This is a genomic window from Jeotgalibacillus salarius, assembly GCF_004405125.1.
Taxonomy (GTDB): domain Bacteria; phylum Bacillota; class Bacilli; order Bacillales; family Jeotgalibacillaceae; genus Jeotgalibacillus; species Jeotgalibacillus salarius.
Window position 1 is genome coordinate 104,778 of record NZ_SORX01000006.1, and the last position, 16,978, is coordinate 121,755.

At 40.3% G+C, this 16,978-nt stretch carries 25 protein-coding genes; 15 read left to right on the top strand and 10 right to left on the bottom strand.

Annotation, left to right across the window (positions count from 1 at the left end):
* Positions 1-6 precede the first annotated feature (6 nt).
* The 5 genes from E2626_RS11405 to E2626_RS11425 form a co-directional block, all read right to left on the bottom strand.
* Entirely contained in the window at positions 7-729 is a 723-nt protein-coding gene (locus tag E2626_RS11405; protein WP_134381893.1) for a hypothetical protein, read from the bottom strand.
* Positions 716-1,603: an ATP-binding cassette domain-containing protein gene (locus tag E2626_RS11410; protein ID WP_134381894.1), complete on the bottom strand. Its 888-nt coding sequence runs from the start codon at positions 1,601-1,603 to the stop codon at positions 716-718. Before E2626_RS11410 ends, E2626_RS11405 begins: the two co-directional genes overlap by 14 nt.
* Positions 1,600-1,977 carry a GntR family transcriptional regulator gene (locus E2626_RS11415; protein ID WP_134381895.1) on the bottom strand — a complete coding sequence of 126 codons (378 nt, stop codon included), beginning with the start codon at positions 1,975-1,977 and terminating at the stop codon, positions 1,600-1,602. Before E2626_RS11415 ends, E2626_RS11410 begins: the two co-directional genes overlap by 4 nt.
* A gap of 188 nt (positions 1,978-2,165) precedes the next feature.
* Complete coding sequence (locus tag E2626_RS11420; RefSeq protein ID WP_134381896.1) at positions 2,166-2,504, bottom strand: DUF1048 domain-containing protein; 339 nt, start codon at positions 2,502-2,504, stop codon at positions 2,166-2,168.
* Complete coding sequence (locus E2626_RS11425) at positions 2,501-2,845, bottom strand: PadR family transcriptional regulator (RefSeq protein WP_134381897.1); 345 nt, start codon at positions 2,843-2,845, stop codon at positions 2,501-2,503. Before E2626_RS11425 ends, E2626_RS11420 begins: the two co-directional genes overlap by 4 nt.
* Before the next feature lie 260 nt (positions 2,846-3,105).
* Here E2626_RS11425 and E2626_RS11430 point away from each other — a divergent pair, with 260 nt between their 5' ends.
* Positions 3,106-3,903 carry a LysM peptidoglycan-binding domain-containing protein gene (locus E2626_RS11430; RefSeq protein ID WP_134381898.1) on the top strand — a complete coding sequence of 266 codons (798 nt, stop codon included), beginning with the start codon at positions 3,106-3,108 and terminating at the stop codon, positions 3,901-3,903.
* 183 nt (positions 3,904-4,086) lie between these two features.
* The gene (locus E2626_RS11435; RefSeq protein WP_134381899.1) at positions 4,087-4,722 is read left to right on the top strand and encodes a pentapeptide repeat-containing protein; all 636 of its coding nucleotides are present in this window, start codon (positions 4,087-4,089) and stop codon (positions 4,720-4,722) included.
* A 55-nt stretch (positions 4,723-4,777) separates the two neighbouring features.
* Here the strand turns inward: E2626_RS11435 and E2626_RS11440 are convergent, their stop codons facing one another.
* Complete coding sequence (locus tag E2626_RS11440) at positions 4,778-5,287, bottom strand: DUF421 domain-containing protein (protein ID WP_134381900.1); 510 nt, start codon at positions 5,285-5,287, stop codon at positions 4,778-4,780.
* Between the two features lie 123 nt (positions 5,288-5,410).
* Complete coding sequence (locus E2626_RS17210) at positions 5,411-5,578, bottom strand: hypothetical protein (RefSeq protein ID WP_166786796.1); 168 nt, start codon at positions 5,576-5,578, stop codon at positions 5,411-5,413.
* A gap of 131 nt (positions 5,579-5,709) precedes the next feature.
* Here E2626_RS17210 and E2626_RS11445 point away from each other — a divergent pair, with 131 nt between their 5' ends.
* Complete coding sequence (locus tag E2626_RS11445; protein ID WP_134381901.1) at positions 5,710-5,949, top strand: hypothetical protein; 240 nt, start codon at positions 5,710-5,712, stop codon at positions 5,947-5,949.
* Between the two features lie 15 nt (positions 5,950-5,964).
* Entirely contained in the window at positions 5,965-6,222 is a 258-nt protein-coding gene (locus E2626_RS11450) for a hypothetical protein (protein ID WP_134381902.1), read from the top strand.
* Between the two features lie 85 nt (positions 6,223-6,307).
* Here E2626_RS11450 and E2626_RS11455 read toward each other — a convergent pair whose 3' ends face one another.
* Entirely contained in the window at positions 6,308-7,177 is an 870-nt protein-coding gene (locus E2626_RS11455) for a PPK2 family polyphosphate kinase (protein WP_134381903.1), read from the bottom strand.
* A 301-nt stretch (positions 7,178-7,478) separates the two neighbouring features.
* Between E2626_RS11455 and E2626_RS11460 the strand changes: the two genes are divergently transcribed.
* The 10 genes from E2626_RS11460 to E2626_RS11505 all read left to right on the top strand — a co-directional run bounded on the left by E2626_RS11460 (position 7,479) and on the right by E2626_RS11505 (position 14,258).
* Entirely contained in the window at positions 7,479-8,135 is a 657-nt protein-coding gene (locus E2626_RS11460; protein WP_134381904.1) for a VC0807 family protein, read from the top strand.
* Complete coding sequence (locus tag E2626_RS11465; RefSeq protein WP_134381905.1) at positions 8,132-8,437, top strand: hypothetical protein; 306 nt, start codon at positions 8,132-8,134, stop codon at positions 8,435-8,437. The genes E2626_RS11460 and E2626_RS11465 overlap by 4 nt, the downstream gene beginning before the upstream one ends.
* Positions 8,438-8,463: 26 nt before the next feature.
* On the top strand, positions 8,464-8,694 hold the full coding sequence (locus E2626_RS11470; protein WP_134381906.1) for a hypothetical protein: 231 nt from the start codon (positions 8,464-8,466) through the stop codon (positions 8,692-8,694).
* A 225-nt stretch (positions 8,695-8,919) separates the two neighbouring features.
* Complete coding sequence (locus E2626_RS11475; protein WP_134381907.1) at positions 8,920-9,831, top strand: DMT family transporter; 912 nt, start codon at positions 8,920-8,922, stop codon at positions 9,829-9,831.
* Positions 9,832-9,910: 79 nt separating this feature from the next.
* Positions 9,911-10,327: an NAD(+)--rifampin ADP-ribosyltransferase gene (arr, locus tag E2626_RS11480; protein WP_134381908.1), complete on the top strand. Its 417-nt coding sequence runs from the start codon at positions 9,911-9,913 to the stop codon at positions 10,325-10,327.
* Positions 10,328-10,377: 50 nt separating this feature from the next.
* The gene (locus E2626_RS11485) at positions 10,378-10,896 is read left to right on the top strand and encodes a DinB family protein (protein ID WP_134381909.1); all 519 of its coding nucleotides are present in this window, start codon (positions 10,378-10,380) and stop codon (positions 10,894-10,896) included.
* Between the two features lie 235 nt (positions 10,897-11,131).
* Positions 11,132-11,917, top strand: coding sequence for an ABC transporter ATP-binding protein (locus E2626_RS11490; RefSeq protein WP_134381910.1), 786 nt, complete (start codon positions 11,132-11,134; stop codon positions 11,915-11,917).
* Positions 11,901-12,659 carry an ABC transporter permease gene (locus tag E2626_RS11495; protein ID WP_134381911.1) on the top strand — a complete coding sequence of 253 codons (759 nt, stop codon included), beginning with the start codon at positions 11,901-11,903 and terminating at the stop codon, positions 12,657-12,659. Before E2626_RS11490 ends, E2626_RS11495 begins: the two co-directional genes overlap by 17 nt.
* Positions 12,660-12,678: 19 nt before the next feature.
* Positions 12,679-13,677 (top strand): ABC transporter substrate-binding protein, encoded by a 999-nt coding sequence (locus E2626_RS11500; RefSeq protein WP_134381912.1) that lies wholly within the window; start codon positions 12,679-12,681, stop codon positions 13,675-13,677.
* A gap of 2 nt (positions 13,678-13,679) precedes the next feature.
* Positions 13,680-14,258 (top strand): SCO family protein, encoded by a 579-nt coding sequence (locus E2626_RS11505; RefSeq protein WP_134381913.1) that lies wholly within the window; start codon positions 13,680-13,682, stop codon positions 14,256-14,258.
* Between the two features lie 282 nt (positions 14,259-14,540).
* On the opposite strand, the gene E2626_RS11510 is transcribed toward E2626_RS11505, so the two are convergent.
* Both E2626_RS11510 and E2626_RS11515 read right to left on the bottom strand, forming a co-directional pair.
* A complete protein-coding gene (locus tag E2626_RS11510; RefSeq protein WP_134381914.1) occupies positions 14,541-15,815 on the bottom strand; it encodes an MFS transporter in 1,275 nt (424 codons plus the stop codon).
* The gene (locus E2626_RS11515) at positions 15,812-16,324 is read right to left on the bottom strand and encodes an ArsR/SmtB family transcription factor (RefSeq protein ID WP_134381915.1); all 513 of its coding nucleotides are present in this window, start codon (positions 16,322-16,324) and stop codon (positions 15,812-15,814) included. Before E2626_RS11515 ends, E2626_RS11510 begins: the two co-directional genes overlap by 4 nt.
* 419 nt (positions 16,325-16,743) lie before the next feature.
* Between E2626_RS11515 and E2626_RS17215 the strand changes: the two genes are divergently transcribed.
* On the top strand, positions 16,744-16,917 hold the full coding sequence (locus E2626_RS17215; RefSeq protein ID WP_166786802.1) for a hypothetical protein: 174 nt from the start codon (positions 16,744-16,746) through the stop codon (positions 16,915-16,917).
* Positions 16,918-16,978: the final 61 nt, after the last annotated feature.

The following is a 16,978-nucleotide window of genomic DNA, read 5'->3' on the forward strand; positions in this document are numbered from 1 at the left end:
CTGCCTCTACAACTTCACCCTCACCCTCTTCGTTGTCGCCCGAATCACCCACAGAGATAACGCTATGAATACAAACGATATGCCGAATGAAATAAATATTGATAGGTTTTCAGGTGCCTGCAGCGACAGCAAGCGGTGCAGTGGTGTCTCCAGTTCATTAGACCAGAGAAGGTCCATCATAAAAATCAGTACAAGTGCACCGATAATATAAAAGAGTAATCCCCAGCCGTCAAAGCGATAATACCCGGCTCCGATCAGCCATCCTGCAAGGTAGTATACAAAGATATTTAATGTATAGACAATAAAGATCAGAAACCAGGATGCGCCTTCACCTAAAAATGTCACAAAATCAACAGGTGCAATCAGCTGTTCTATTCCTGCTATGATGAGCGCAATGATCATAAAAATTGCCGATAGTGCTGCCGAAGCAATGGCAGCGCCTGTGAAATAATCTTTCCTCGTGACACCCGTTTTCACAAACCAGCTTAAAAACTTTGGTGCTGACAGAATGCCGACAACCAGCATGAAAATTTTATAAGGATTTTCTATAAAGTGAATGAACCCCTGAAAAGCTGCTTCTTCATCATTTAATACCAATTTAAAATCAGTGAAAACCTGTAACCCGACGAACAATAACAGCACAATTCCAATCATCCACGTTGACCAGCCTAACTGCATGAATGTCATATCGAAAGCAATTTTTAAGTCCTTGCGTTTACTTTGATCCATGCTGCCCCTCCTCCTTAGTAAGATGAATAAATAGATCCTGAAGTGAGACAGGACCGATTTCAAGTCCAGATTGCGAGGCGCGGGCCTGTTGCTCTTCACTAAGCGGATCAATCACCATCACTGACTTAGTACCGCCGAGTTTTTGTGTGTGAATCTGATTCATACCGCTGACAAACTCATCTACCACTTCTGCAGCTCCAGTGACAGATGCTCCTTTTTCAAGTACAACATCAACAGGCTCATGTAGAAGCACTTTTCCCTTATGAAGAATCACTGCTTCTTCAAATAGATAATCCATTTCAGATACGAGGTGTGTAGATAAAATTATTGTTCTCGGATGACGTGCGTGATCTTCCAGGAGCTGCTGATAAAAAATCTCGCGTGTCGGTGCGTCCATCCCGGAGTATGCTTCATCGAAAATTGTAATTGGTGAGCGCGAAGCAAGCCCGATGACTACATTGAGTACAGACTGCATCCCTTTTGAAAGCTTATACACTGGCTTATTCAGTGGGAGATTAAAGGTTTCAACCAATTCCATCGCATATTCAGCATCAAAATTCGGCTTATATTCAGCTGTTGCGTTAAGGTAGGTTTTTACTTTTTCTGACTCTTCTTTGAGGTCTTTCTCATAGACAAATGTCACTTGTTGCATCAGTTCAGCATTTTCAAATAGAGGGTGTCCGTTCACTTGGATAGACCCTTCATCCGGCTCTGCAAATGAAGCAAGCAGTGACAGAAGCGTCGTTTTCCCGGCACCGTTGCGGCCAATTAATCCATAGATCTTTTCTCTATCCAGATTCAGCGAGACATTGTCAAGTGCATGGAAATTTTTATATTTAACAGAAACCTTGTCAATCAGAATATCAGCCGTCACTGTTCACCCCGTCCTTTCATCTGTTTCATGATTTTTGTTAATTCGTCCTGAGATATGCCCAGCTTCTCTGCTTCCTGCAGCATAGGTAACATATATTGATCAACAAACCCCTTCTTCCTCTGTTCAATCAGCATTTCTTTTGCCCCCTCTGCAACAAACATGCCAACACCCCTTTTTTTATAAATAACGCCTGCATCTACAAGCAGATTAATACCCTTCGCGACGGTTAAATGATTAATTTTATAAAAGCTGACAAGCTGGGTAGTTGATGGAATCTGATCATTTGCCTTCAGCTGATCATTCACAATCTGGTCTTCAACCCGATCCTTGATCTGCATAAAGATCGGCTTACTATCATTCAGTGAGTGGCTCAATCGTAAATCACCGCCTTATGTTTTATGGTTATATAGTGTTGTATATAACTATATATCCAAAGGAAATTTTAGTCAATGTAAATATATTTGGAATATAAAGAAAGACACAAAAAAAGACAGGTGATGTTCAGTCATCACATGCCTCTTATTCCTACGCTATTAGTATCTATTATTTCTGACTCTCATCCTCAGTTGCGGTTGACCCGATCATTCAGCTTCTTACGGTGCAGATCTATCCAGCTTTTTTCACCTTTAATCAATTCATCGCAAAAAGCAGCTACATCTTCACCAGTGAGATCAGTGACCTTCCTGCCTTCAGCAGCGCCTTGTTCAAATAAATCCAATATTCCTTCAAAAATACGTCTCGTATCCTGCCAGTCAGACGGTGCACCAGCAATCCATAAATATTTTTTAATCGCTTCATATGCATTTTTGTATTCAGCTGGAAGTGCTTTACTACGTTCTTCTAATGCTCTCCATTCACGCTTATCATTCAGATTGCCAACCACCTTCTCGAAAATATTCATATCATTTCTCCTCCCTCTCTCTTCAGGTTTTTAACCTCATTCATTTTATCCGAGATGAAAGACCATTTTCTCCAAAAGCTTTCCAGATATTCGTGACCTGCTTCATTAAGCGTATAAAATTTTCTCGGCGGTCCAATTGTTGAAGGCTTTTTTTCGATTGTGACCAGATTATTTTTCTCAAGACGCATCGTGATCGTATAAACGGTGCCTTCCACCACATCCGTAAATCCAAGCTCACGCAGCTGCTGAGTAATTTCATAGCCGTAAGTTTCTCCACGGCTGATGATCTCAAGCACGCAGCCTTCAAGAACGCCTTTCAGCATCTCCCTGAAATTGTCCATTTGATCCTCCCTTTATGGATGAAGCATATTAGATATCTTTTTAATTCAAGCGGTACTATTTAATACTTACTACCACTATATAGTATAACGTACTAGCATAGCTGTCAAGGTCGCTATATTGTCTGTGTCAGGTGCGGTCCACACGATTTCATATGCATATAAAATCGGGAGGAAATTGTCTTTAACTTAGGGAACGATCCAGCAATAATATGAATACCTTAAAAAGAATATGGATCTAATGTGAGAAGGAGTGAAATGACATGCCCATCGTTAGTGGTACACATCATGTCTACACCGTCCAGCCAGGGGATACGCTGTATTCGATCGCCCGAAGATTTGGGAGCAGCGTTTCTGATATTGAATCTGCTAATGCACTGTATCCTCCATTTACAGATCCAGGTTTAATTTTCCCCGGGCAGGTCCTTATCGTGACCAGACCAGGGACCAACCAGACGAATCATATCATCGCACCGGGAAATAATCTCTATCGCCTCGCTCAGCGCTATTCCACCACTGTCGATTTACTTTTTGGGATTAACACGCAGCTGACTGATCCAGGATTGATTTTTGTTGATCAGATGCTTCTCGTTCCGGCGTTTGTTTATCAGGTGAAATCAGGAGATACGCTTAATCGGATTGCCACTATGTTCGGAGTTTCACTGTCTGAATTACTACAGGCAAATGCACAGCGGCCTGGACTCTCGCCGGATGTCATCTTCCCGGGCTACCGGCTGCTGATCCCACTTCCTTCATCTAATAATATTGTCGTCTTTCGCCCGTTGCCGGCTACGAGAATCAGCCGGGGTACAATGCTCGCCGGCTTTGCAAGGGCTTTTGAAGGTGCCATTCTGTATAAAATTGTTGATGACTCAGGAACGATCGTAACGAATGAAGCACCGATCCAGACATCTGCCGGCGGACCCGCGTTCGGATCATACTCTATCCCGATGAAATTTGATCGTAGCCCTTCGGCGCAAACAGGAGAACTATGGGTCTATGCAAGAAGCGCGAATGATGGCAGCATTGTGGATTTAGTGAAAGTGAGGGTATTATTTTAAACGGTCTTCACTCAGACCTCTCCTTATGTCGCGGGAGAGGTTTTTTGGCGGGTATAATGGTCACGTATTCTTTGCACACAACTAACCTGAAAAATATAGACTGTTTTTTTATTCAACTGTTCCATACACTTAGATTAAAAGGATTAATCGTCCTCAGTCCGTTTAATAGAAAGAGGTCATTCCATGAAAATTGAAAAACCTAAAATTCCAGGTGAACTACCTATCAGAAATTTTAACGATATTTTAAATGAGGATTATCCTGAGCTCGACAAGTGCCTGATACACGATGCTGATTTTGAAAATAAAGAGCTGCACAGAGTAAATCTGTCCGGAATGATGATCAGGAACTCCCGCTTTATCGGAACCGACTTTAGCCATATCAGCATGACAGACGTTCAGTTTGAAAACTGTGATTTTTCTAATGCCAATCTGAGCAAATCTTCGATCCACCGAACCAGCTTCAACAACTGCAAATTCGTTGGCACTGACCTCACGGACTCACGTCTCGGTAACGTGCTAATCGAAGAGTCTATTCTGAATCTGTCTGCGTTCGGGAATTCCAAACTTGAAAAAGTCCAATTTCAAAACGCTTTATTAGAAAGCTCAGACTTCTATGAATGCGTGTTAAAGAAAGTAGAATTTAACGTATGTAATCTTAACGGCACGAATTTTGAAAGAACTCCACTCAAAGCGGTTGATATAAGTTCTTCCACTTTTGACTCACTCATGCTTTCTCTAGAAGACTTAAGGGGTTGTAAAGTTTCCACCCAACAGGCGATTCAGTTTGCTGCGCTGCTCGGGCTGGTAATTGTAGAGTGATCTCAGACCAGAGAAAAACTCCACTTTTAAAATGATTAAAGTGGAGTCACATGCTTTAATTTTGAATGTTTTGTAATGTGGACTGAACACTCTCTCCACCTTCTTTCTTCACTACAGAAAAACTTCCATCTGTTTCCAGCACGACGGCCAGTACTTCTTCAAAAGAACTAAGACCATTTGAACGGGCTGCCTGCAACATTTCTATCTCCAGGATGCGTGACTTCTTCATCGCACCTCTGTAAAATTCCCCATTATAAAAAAGCAATTCAGGCTGAGACTTGATCAATTTACTTACCGTAACTGACCTTACTGATAGCCATGTAAAGATGTACTGCATCGCGATCAGAACAAAATATGCAGTGATTCCCTCAGCGAGCGCAACGTCTTTACTAAGGAGAATCGTTGCAAGCGTGGAACCAAGCGCTACAGTTACAATCAGATCAAACGCATTCATTTTTGAAAGCGTACGTTTACCGGATACCCGCAGGATCATGATCAAACCTATGTAAGCCAGTACACCAACCAGCAGCGTTCTCCCTATCGTTTCCCAATCATTAAAAAACATCCAACTCCCCCAGTCATTTCATTTCTAAGGGATTTCCCTTGCTCAATGATTGTAAACGGAGAACTTGAAATCTTTAGATAAAAGTATTTATTTAACCTTTTCGCTCTTACTTTTTTCTTTGGTTCAATTTGAATTAAGAATTCCTACAAATACAATAGCCAATCCCAGGCTAATAAGAAGCGTCATACTCCAGTCCAGTTTACTGGTTGTCTTTAGAAGAATATTGAGAATGGACCCAATCAGGAACATGACAACAAATGTAAAAATGATTGCTACTAAATCAAAAGGCACTTATGCATCCCTCCCTCTTTTGAATAAATATATAACGAACTAACTTCAATTTATTTGACGGTTAACAAGTGGTATAATTAACCATATTCACCTTTACTTTTTATGTCAAGCAGATTAGGGGATTGGATCATATGAAGCTTAAAACGTTTACTTCTTCATTTATCGCTTTTTACATATTACTGAGCCTTCCCGGCATGCTTGGGATAGGATATGTAATCGACTGGACTTCAGAGGCAACATTATTCCAAAAGTTAAGAGGATATGTGCTAGAAGGACTCGTTAGCCACTTCTATGTAAAGGTTGCAGTTTCGATCGTTATTAGTGCAGTTTTGAGTATTTTTTTATACAGACGTCAGGTAAGAGCTGACTAATTAAGGAGGATTACAATGAAAAAATTCTGGATACTTCTTATAAGCGGAATTGTCATTGGAATCATTATTTCTATATTTCAATACAGCGACGAATCACTGTTCTTTCAATATACTGCGAAATATTCGGATACGACGCTCTCAATTACAGAGCAGAATTTTGATGTAACCATTGGATCTATACGTATTATTATTTTGTCTGTATTAGCGATTATGCTCGGGTGGTTTTTAATTGAGAAGATTGCAGGTTATTTGCGGAAAAAGGATGTGAATTGAATTAGATTTATCTATTGCTCCAATGTAGCACTCTAGCATTTTTCACAAAAAAAAGACTGCTCTGCACAGTCTTTTCGTTGTCTAATCATTTCTTTTCATTCTCCAGTTCGTTAATCGCTTCATCCATTTTCTTTTTATCTTCATCTGAAATCTCCGGGAATTGCGGATCTATTTTTTCCAGACAATTAACCATTACTTCTGTAATAATGTAACGGGAATACAACTCGTCATCTGCCGGCAGGATATACCACGGGGCAAACTCAGTTGATGTATGGTTCAGCATATCTTCAAAAACTTCCTGGTATGTATCCCAGTGTCGTCGTTCTTTTACATCATTGAAAGAAAACTCCCAGTTCTTTTTGGGATCTTTCATGCGCTCAAGCAGTCGCTCTCTTTGTTCTTCTTTTGACATGTTAAAGAAGAATTTGATCACCTCAAAACCATTTTCCGACAGGTGCTGTTCAAAATCATTAATCTGTCGGAAACGCATTGGCCATACTTCATCCTTGTTCATATCGTCAGGATACATCTCGTCTTTCAGCTCATCTTTATGGACTCTCGGAAATATCACTTCTTCATAATGTGACCGGTTCAGGATCCCGATTTGCCCTCTGGCTGGAAGGCCTTCACGAATACGCCATAGGTAGTCATGCTTAAGCTCCGTTTCAGAAGGCTTTTGGAATGATGCCGTCGTCAAACCCTGTGCTGTTAAATTAGAAAAAATATAGCTGATCGCCTCATCCTTACCCGCAGCATCCATTGCCTGTAATACAACCACTATGCCTCTTTTCTCTTCAGCATGAAGGCGCCAATGCAAATCCTTCAGCTTTTCAATACTTTCCGCCAGGCGTTCTTCAGAAAGCTCTTTTTCCTCAATACCATGATCTTCTTTCGTATCATAATCTTTTAATTTCAATTTTTTATTCTTTTCAACCTTATACTTGCTAATGTCCATCTCTTTCTCACATGCCTTCCCTTGATAACAGAACTTCTGCATTTTTTATATTAGATTGTGAATACCTCTCATCATTACCCCCGTTTTTGTCAGGCTAAACGATATCTGACTTCAATTCGCTTCAGGTCAGCTATTCATTAACCTATTGAAACACAATAAACTAATCTTTTAATTGAACTTTCATCACACGTAATCCTCAGATGGAAAATTGTGCTAGAATTGTCTTGTATCTTTTCAACTTTAATCATTGCTTAATTTTCATATTTAATTCACTTACACACCTAAGTTTAGAGGGTTTAGCATGAAGAAAAATATCGTGCTGTGGGATTTGATCTGCTACGCGGTCTTTCCATTAGTGATCTGGCATGCTTCAAGAGAATATATCGGTGATTACTACGCCATGCTGGTGTCGACAATTCCGGGTTTAGTCTATAGTGTAATTCGTTTTATGGTATTAAAGAAGGTCAACTTTTTAGGGATTTATATGATTGTGACGCTGGCAATTGGTACACTGATAGACGTTTTGGCAGGATCAGCCATCCAAATGCTCTGGAACAGTGTCATTTACAGCTTTACGCTTTCTCTCCTGCTCATTTTCAGCATCATCATCAATAAACCGCTCTATCTGCTATTCGCTACAGATGTTATGGAACTTCAGGGAAGAGACCGGAATATTCTTAAACAGGAATTCTACCAAAAGAAAATCCTGTTTATATTTAAGTTGATAACGCTCGGCTTTGCTTTTCAGGGGATTCTGCCGGCATCAATTAAAGTGTGGCTGATCCTGAACTACGGCGTGGAAGCTTTCGATAAAGGCATCGTGCTCAGACAGGTCATCAGCTGGACAATTTCAGCTGTGCTGATTTATGGGTTCGTACATATTGCAAAGTTATTAAACTACAAATCGGATGCTGAGCTTGAACGGGAATCTCAGCAGGCAAAAGGAGGCAGTATATGATCAGCAAACTCCAGGAAAACATGCAGAACAGAAACAAATATCTGCTGGTACTGAAGATTCTTTTTAACGCGATTGCATTGTTTTATTCCGTACAAATTATTTATCTGGCATTCTCCGCATTGTTTAGTCAGGATGCATCAAACGGAGTTACAGATACAATGCTATCGGGTATGATCTTCTTTTTGGCACTGTCCAATGCTGTCACTCTGGCAGAGATGGCTGCAACTGGTAAGAAAGAGTATTTCAAGCTCCTGCTCATCACTACATTATTTATGTTCCTCGTTGCATTTTTGATTGTGTAATGATTAGACCTGAAAGGAAACATTCAATGAAAATACTCAAATTTACTTTAATTGCGATCGGCATGTTCCTATGCGCCTATGGTATGATCACAGATCAAGTCAGTGTTACAGCTCCCTATATCTTACTGACTGTCGGCGTTGCGTTCGTCATTAACGGTATGAATGAATTTAAAAACCGGAACACATACGCTTTAACATTGTTCTTTTCAGCAGGATTCGTTCTTGTTGTTGGGGTCTATATCCTACTCTCTAGTTAAAAAAGCTCATTTTCTCAAGTGAAACACTGAGGAAATGAGCTTTTGTCGTTTCTTTAACATAAATTTTATTTTAATTCAATATACAATGTTTAACCAATGATCTTAGAAGGAATTACCTCTAATACCATTTAAGTGGTAAAAACAACACGGATTAATTTACTCGTTTTATTTATGTAAAACTTTCGTAATTTAAACCCGTGTTTTCGGATTGCTAGGAGGCTAATCATGAAATTTTCAGGTGTGTGGCTAATCATTATTGCAGCTGTTCTCTGGGGAATTAGTGGTGGGATTGCCGATATCCTGATGGAAAAAGAATGGGAAGCAACTGTCATTTCCTTTTTCAGAGGTGCTGTTGGACTGATCTTTTTCTCCATCTGGTTTTTTTCGCGGTTCAAGCAAAGCCGGGGCATGTCAGTGAAGCTTGTAACATGGTCGATCCTTGCAGGTGTTGGCGTTGCAGGTAACTTTACTTTTTATTTTCTGAGTATAGAGAACTCAAGTATGGCTGTAGCAGCTACATTAATGTATACTGCTCCCATCTTTGTTCTGTTAATCTCTTTTATCTTTCATATAGAGCGCTCCACGTGGTTTAAGTGGGGCTGTATCGGCAGCGTGCTGATCGGCATTATCATGCTTACCGGTGCTTATGATCTAGGTTCACTTTCTGTAGGTGTGATCGGTGCATCAGCAGGTCTTGCTGCAGGACTCTCCTATGCGATGTTCATCTTCGGCTTTAAGTATGCTTCTGATGCAGGAAAGCCACAGACGTCATTGACGATCGCCTTTTTCACTTTTAGCATCATTTTGTTTCTGATTAGTGATCAGCAGCAGCTGGCAAAGGCAGTAACATCAGGAGACATTGGCTGGTTTATATTAATAGGCGTGCTAGGCGGGGGGATTTCATTTATCCTGTATGTATTTGGAATCCGACATACAACGGCCACTACTGCTTCAATGGTTGCGATGGTAGAACCGGTGACTGCTTCACTTTTTGGTGTTCTATTACTTGGTGACGCCCTCACTATTCCACAGACGGCTGGCATGGTGCTGATCCTTGCGACAGTTACTTACCTGAGTAAAAACAAAGCCGCATCTCCCATTCTTCTCTCTACCTTTATTATACTACTTTCTTTTTAACATTTGCAGACTACTCTTTTCAAAAATACTGCCCTATACTGATGTAGACAAAGCCGAAAATACAGGAGGCAGACCACTTATGCACGATAACAAAGACGTCTTGGATCAGGGTCCTTTCTTTCATGGCACAAAAGCTGAATTGAAAATTGGGGACTTATTAGAACCTCAGCACCTTTCAAACTATCAGGACAAAAAATCCAACCATATCTATTTCACAGCAACTCTTGAAGCAGCTAAATGGGGTGCAGAGCTGGCAGCATCCAATTCAAAAGAAAGAATTTATATCGTAGAGCCGCTCGGTGATTTTGAAAATGATCCAAACGTTACTGACAAAAGGTTTCCTGGAAACCCGACGCGCTCCTACAGATCCAAATCATCTCTAAGGATTATTGCTGAATTAGGTTCATGGGAAAGACATTCCGATGAACAAATAAATCATATGCTTACCTCTTTAAAGACATTGCGTGAGCAGGGAAAAGCGGTCATACTTGATTGATCCTTTATATGGTACAAATATCTTAATTTGAAAAAGAAAGGGCGTAAAATATGTTGCATATACCTGACATGAATGAATATCCCCAGGCCTTCCAGCACTATATTGACCATGTGCCTGATGGGAACTTTATTGAAATACTTAAATCACATCAGAATACGACGAGTGACTTCCTCAAGTCTGTTCCTGCTTCCCAGTGGCAGGCACGGTATGCTGAAGATAAATGGAATGCCAAAGAAGTGCTTGGCCACATGATTGATAACGAAATCAATATGCTTTATCGCATATTCAGAATCACCAGAGGCTTTTCAGCTTCCTTACCTTCTTTCGATCGTGAAAAGTCTATTCGTCATTTCGAATACGATTCCATCCCGGTTGAGGAGTTGATTCAGTATTTTTGGGACACTCGTCAGCTGATGATCACAACCTGTGAAAATGTCAGAGATGAAAACTGGCTGAACTGCGGTAAAATGGGTAAATCTACATTCTCAGCACGCGCACTTGCATATGTTTCCGCTGGTCACGAACTGCATCATCTTCATGCGCTGAAAACCAAGTACTTTTCGCCTTAAGAGAATTTCTTTTTACCATAATATATAAAAAGCAGGTCCACTCATTGCTATTTTAGCTTTCAGTGGACCTTTTTTTTCTTAAAAAGGTAGAATTAGGACAAGACCACCCATCCCTCTACCCCACCACCACGTTAAAGAATTAAATGAAAAAGTATTGACTTTTTATCTGCTTCCGCTATACTTACATACAATTCCGATTAAATACATAGGATTAAAGAGATAAGCAGGTGATGTCATGTTTTTATCAATTAATAATTTACATAAATCATTCACGAACAATGGAAAGACTGAGCTTGTGCTTTCGGATATTCAGCTCGATGTGAATGAAGGCGAGTTTGTTTCGATTCTGGGACCATCAGGGTGCGGTAAGTCAACGCTCTTATCGATCGTCGCTGGTCTTACGAATGCGACTGATGGATCGATTGAGCTTTCAGGTAAGACGATTAAAGGACCCGGTAAGGAACGCGGAATGGTGTTCCAGCAGGCAGCTTTGTTTCCCTGGCTGTCAGTTGAGGAGAATGTGATGTTTCCTCTTTTACCTGAGATGTCTAAAAAAGAAGCGCAGCAAAAAGCCCATCAGTATTTACAAATGGTGCAGCTGAGTGCTTATACGAAGCATTCACCTCATGAGATTTCAGGCGGGATGCAGCAGCGTGTGGCAATCGCACGGGCACTGGCGATGGATCCGGCCCTGCTGCTGATGGATGAACCGTTTGGTGCGCTTGATGAACAGACACGTTCACGACTGCACGAAATTGTGGAGAAGATCTTCCTTGAGACAAAGAAGACGATTCTTTTTGTCACCCACAGTATTGCTGAATCGCTCAAGCTTTCTGACCGGATTGTTGTCATGGGAACACAGCCCGGCACGATTTTAGATGTGATTGAACTGGACTTTCCGAGACCCCGCTCTCAATCAAAGGAAGAGCTTCTATATTATGAAGAAAAAATACAGGCGTTATTGAAATCTGAAATTGATAAGGTAACGGAAAAGGAGCAGAAAAATGCAGCCAGCCGTTAAACGAATTATTTTCTACGTACTACTATTTACTATCTGGCAGGGTGCCGTCTACGTATTTGACGTATCACCATCCCTTCTGCCTGCACCGACTGATGTTTTTGCTTCATTATATGAAGGTTTCAGTAATCTCACACTCGTCTATGACCTTGTAGCCAGCTTCAGACGATTATTTATCGGCCTCGCGATTGCACTCGTGTTAGGACTTTTACTCGGTGTACTGTTAGCGAAATCAAAAACAGCTGATGAAACGCTTGGTTCTCTGATTTTGGCACTGCAATCTGTACCGAGTATTGTGTGGCTCCCGCTTGCGATTATGTGGTTTGGACTGAATGAAATGGCCGTGATCTTTATTGTCGTACTTGGTGCAACCATTGTGATGACCATTAATGTCCGTACAGGGATCATCAATGTACCTCCGCTTTTTATAAAAGCAGCAAAGACGATGAATTACAGAGGTTTTCGTTTATTCAGTAAGGTAACAATCCCTGCTTCTATCCCCTATGCCGTTACTGGTATGCGGCTTGCATGGGCATTTGCATGGCGCGCACTGATGGCCGGTGAACTGCTCAGCACAGGTCCCGGACTTGGCTATTCATTAAGATTTGCATCAGATTTTGGAGATATGAGCCGTGTTATTGCGATCATGCTCTTAATTATGCTGATTGGTATTATTGTCGATTTACTATTTTTCCAGCGTGTTGAAAAGAAGGTTCTTAAAAAATGGGGACTGGCAACATCATAAAATTTTGGAGGCGAAAACAATGAAAAAGAATCTTAGTGTACTATTTTTCCTGGCAGCAGTATTGGTGTTATCAGCATGTGGATCAGACAGCTCCTCCGGCAGTAAAGACGAAGTTGTGATTGGCTACTTCCCGAACATTGACCATGTTCCAGCGATGATCGCAAAAGAAAAGCAATATTTTGAAGAAGCAATTGGTGATGACAAGGAAGTAACATATAAGACGTTCCCTGACGGCGGTGCATTCATGACTGCCTTGAAAACAGGTGATATTGACGCAGGATTTGTAGGACCCGGTCCTGTCATGAACAACTACGCAAATGGTGCGGATGTTAAAATTCTTGCCGGCGCATCTTCAGGCGGTACAGTTGTTGTTGCAAGTGAACAAAGCGGTATTGAAGGCTTAGAAGATCTTGATAACCATACATTTATTACACCGGGAATCGGCTGTACGCATGACGTGCAAATGGAAACATTCCTGAAAGAACAGGGCATCACTTCAGCCCGTATTGGCGGAACATTGAAGCACGTGACTGGTAACCCGGCACAATATCAGGCGATGTTTGAATCAGGTAAGGTAGATCTTGCAGCAGTTCCAGAGCCATGGGCTTCAACGCTTGTAGCAAATGGCGCAAAAATCATCGTTGATACGGATGAAATTGCCTATGGAACAACTTTGCCGAATACAGTATTGGTGACAAGTGGAAAACTGCTTGAAGAAGAAAGCGAAATGATTCAGCAAATCACTGAAGCGCACGAAAAGAGTATTGCATTTATCAACGAAAATCCTGAAGAAGCCCAAACAATTGCAGTAGATTCTATTGAAGAAATCACAAACCAGCGCATGGATGAAGCTATTATTGCAAGTGCATGGGAGCGCGTGACTTACACGACTGAAGTCAATGCTGACGTGATTCAGGCATTCGCTGAATCGTCACACGACCTGCAGTTCCTGAAAGAAAAGCCTAAGTTTGATGACCTCGTGGTTTCACAGGACACACAAGTAGGAAGTGCAGAATAATTATGAAAAAATGGATCACAGCATGCTTCGCTCTGATGATCCTACAGGGATGTTCATCCGGGGTTAACCTGGATGAACATTTTCCCTTAAACGGAGAAGTCACCGACCTGGAGGCAGTGAATCAAAGTGAAGAACCCTTTCACACCGATGATATGGAAGACGAAATCTGGCTTGCTGCCTTCATTTTCACAAACTGTGATACTGTCTGTATGCCCATGACTTACAACATGTCAGAGCTGCAGAAGCAATTAGATGAAAAGGATCTCGACTATCAGTTCGTCTCCTTCACCATAGATCCTGAACGCGATACACCAGACGTTCTGCAGTCATACGGAGAACAGTTTGAAGTGGATTTTGGGAACTGGGATTTCGTCTCAGGCTATGAACAGGAAGAAGTAGAGCTGTTTGCCAACAGAGGCTTCCTCTCCCCTGCCGCACAGGTGGAAGGATCTGATCAGTTCGTGCATAGTACGTCTCTTTACCTGATGGTTGGTGACCGGATATTGGAGAAGTATGAAATGTCTGTGGATGTACCTTATGAAGAGATTGTTGAGGCGGTTGAGTTGCTACAAAATTACTAGAGAAATAAATATGTTAAAAATGGCCGGGACAATTTATATTGTTTCGGCTTTTTTAATCGTTTCCCTGCGCTTCAGGTGGACGCTTTCCGGACGATGGACCGTTTTGTGATCACTCGGCTTCGCCTGTGGGGTCTCAGCAAGCTCTAATCGTCCCGGAGTCGACACCTTACGCTCTGCTGCACTAAGATTTTAATCTATATTTTGTTTCATATTACAGAACAAAGCTCTTAGCCACATTTTGTTACGTTAGATAATGTTTTTAAACACATGGAAAGCCTTCAATTAGTGCCCTCCAGCATGTGGAATAGTTTTTATAAATGTTGTTTCTGTTACATCCTCAGACTTTGGAAGGGATTGAGTAACTGTATCAAACATCCAGAAAACTCCAACTAACAATACAACAATGCCACTAAATAAGATGACATATGTACTTCCTATCATCATTCCTAATATTCCACCGATCAAAGAACCTAACGGCATCGCCATACCACTTAAGCTAAATGATGCTGAAAATACTCTGCCCAATAAATGCTTCGGTATCCCCCGTTGCATACAAGTATTTATTAATATATTTGTCACTCCACCCGGGAACCAGGCAAGGCCGTAGATCGCTATCATTAACCATGTCCACGGGCTAAAAATAGATGTAGCCCATAATATTCCGCTGATGATAAAAGCTGTGCCATAAACCCTTCCCAATCCAAATTTTTCTAGTTTTAAGTATGGTGCTAATAGTGCCCCAGCAAGGCTACCCAAGGCTTGTGCCATTAATAAAAAGCCAAATACTTCTGCCCCACCCTGTTGTTTACTAAACTCAGGCAAGACAACAAAAGTAGCGCCACCCACGAGATTTATGGCAATCACACCCAGCAATAGTCTGGAAAATGTTTTATTCAGAAGAATGCTAAACCCTTCTTTTAAATCGACTCCATATTTTTTGAAATGAGTAATAATTGGTTGCTTATCAGATACTTTTTCTCTTTTGGTTTGCTTAGGTAAATTGATCATCGAAAAAATTAAAGCACCTATTAAAAACATAATAGAATCTAAAAGGTAAATAGAAACGGCACCTATCGTAACCAATAGTATCCCCGCAATTGCATTACAACCTGTTTCAATTCCCTGATAAGCAAAAGTGAATAGAGAATTCGCTTTTGTTAAATCTTTCTCTTCTACAAACTTAGGTAAAGAAGCCATTTGTGCAGGATAAACTAACATATTAAATGTTGTAATAATTGGAGATATGATTAACACAAGTGAGACGCTTAAAAGATCAAAATAGTATGCTAGAGGGATTATTAGCAGCATAAAGGATTGAATACATTGTGTAATAATTAACAAGGGTCGAATTGGAATTCTATCAATCAGCGGTCCCCCAAAGAACTGAATAAACCTTGGTATAATAGTGAGAAATCCAGCTAACCCTGTAAAAAATGTAGACCCACCTAAATCAGAAACTAACCACATTGCCGCAACTGCATATAGAGTATCACCAATATTTGTGACGATTCTTCCTAAAAACATATATAAGAAATTCTTGTTAGAGAATATTCTCATAACTTTTCTTCCGTATCCCCTTCTTCTTTTTGTTTAGTTGAAACGATTTTTACCCCTATACTAAATTCTTCTCCATTGCTATAATTCCTGACTGACGTCTTGACCACCCAACTCTCAAGAAACTTTTTAAATTCTTCTTTTATTTCTTCCTGTTGCTCAGTAGTTAAATTTAATCGAAGGCTCAATGAGGTTGAGTCTCTAGAAAGGTAATCATCATTTAATACAGGATCCATTGGTGTATTACCTACAGAGTTAAACCACTTTGCCTTCGCTAAGTAATACTTCTCTTTAACTCCGCCATATTGCCTTTCTTCCACTAATTCAATGAGTCCGCCTTCATGTAACTTTTTAATATGATAATGAACATTTCCACCAGACTGGTCTAATAAATTTGCCACTTGCTTCGCTGTCTTTGGAACGTCTATTAATTGACTGATTATCTTTACTCTTAGGGCGTTTCCGAGTAATTTTGCCTGTTCAAGTGAAACATTTAGTGGTTGGTCGTTCATAAGTCTCCTCCTTAACGATCTATTTTTTTAGATCGTTGATCTGTAAAAATAGATTAACATACGTAATTATTATTGTATATACTTTTTATTCCATACAAAAAAGCCGCTATTCAGTAGCTTTTTCTTTCTGCAACTTCTTAAAGTTGTTGTTCTGTCATATGCGATAAAATCAAATCACTCTGTCCTAGAGCTGTTTATGAATATTTATTTGTATCTGGCATTTAAAAATTCTAGTTTTCAGCACTATGCTTATTAGAGATAATGTATAGTTAGATTAAGAACTCATTGTATATTTAACCATTTTTATTCAGATGAACTTATTAGTCTTGTTCAACTAACGGGGCAGGTTAGTACAAGAAGAACTGGCTAAATACTCTTATATAGCTATATTGGTTTAGTTAGGAAATTGGAGGTGAATAATGAATTTTTTTGATTGGAAAATAGAAATGGTAGAAAGTTTTAAACCCTATATAGATATTGATAACAAAAGAATGGCTATTCTGACTACTGAAGATGATGAAATTCATATGGCTTTAGAATTGGATGAAAAAAATAATTTAGTTATGCACCCTCGGTGGAATATAAACATATAAAATTCACTACAAACTCATAAAGATACTCTTAAAGTAAAGGTGAGCATTTCTTTAAGAGTTA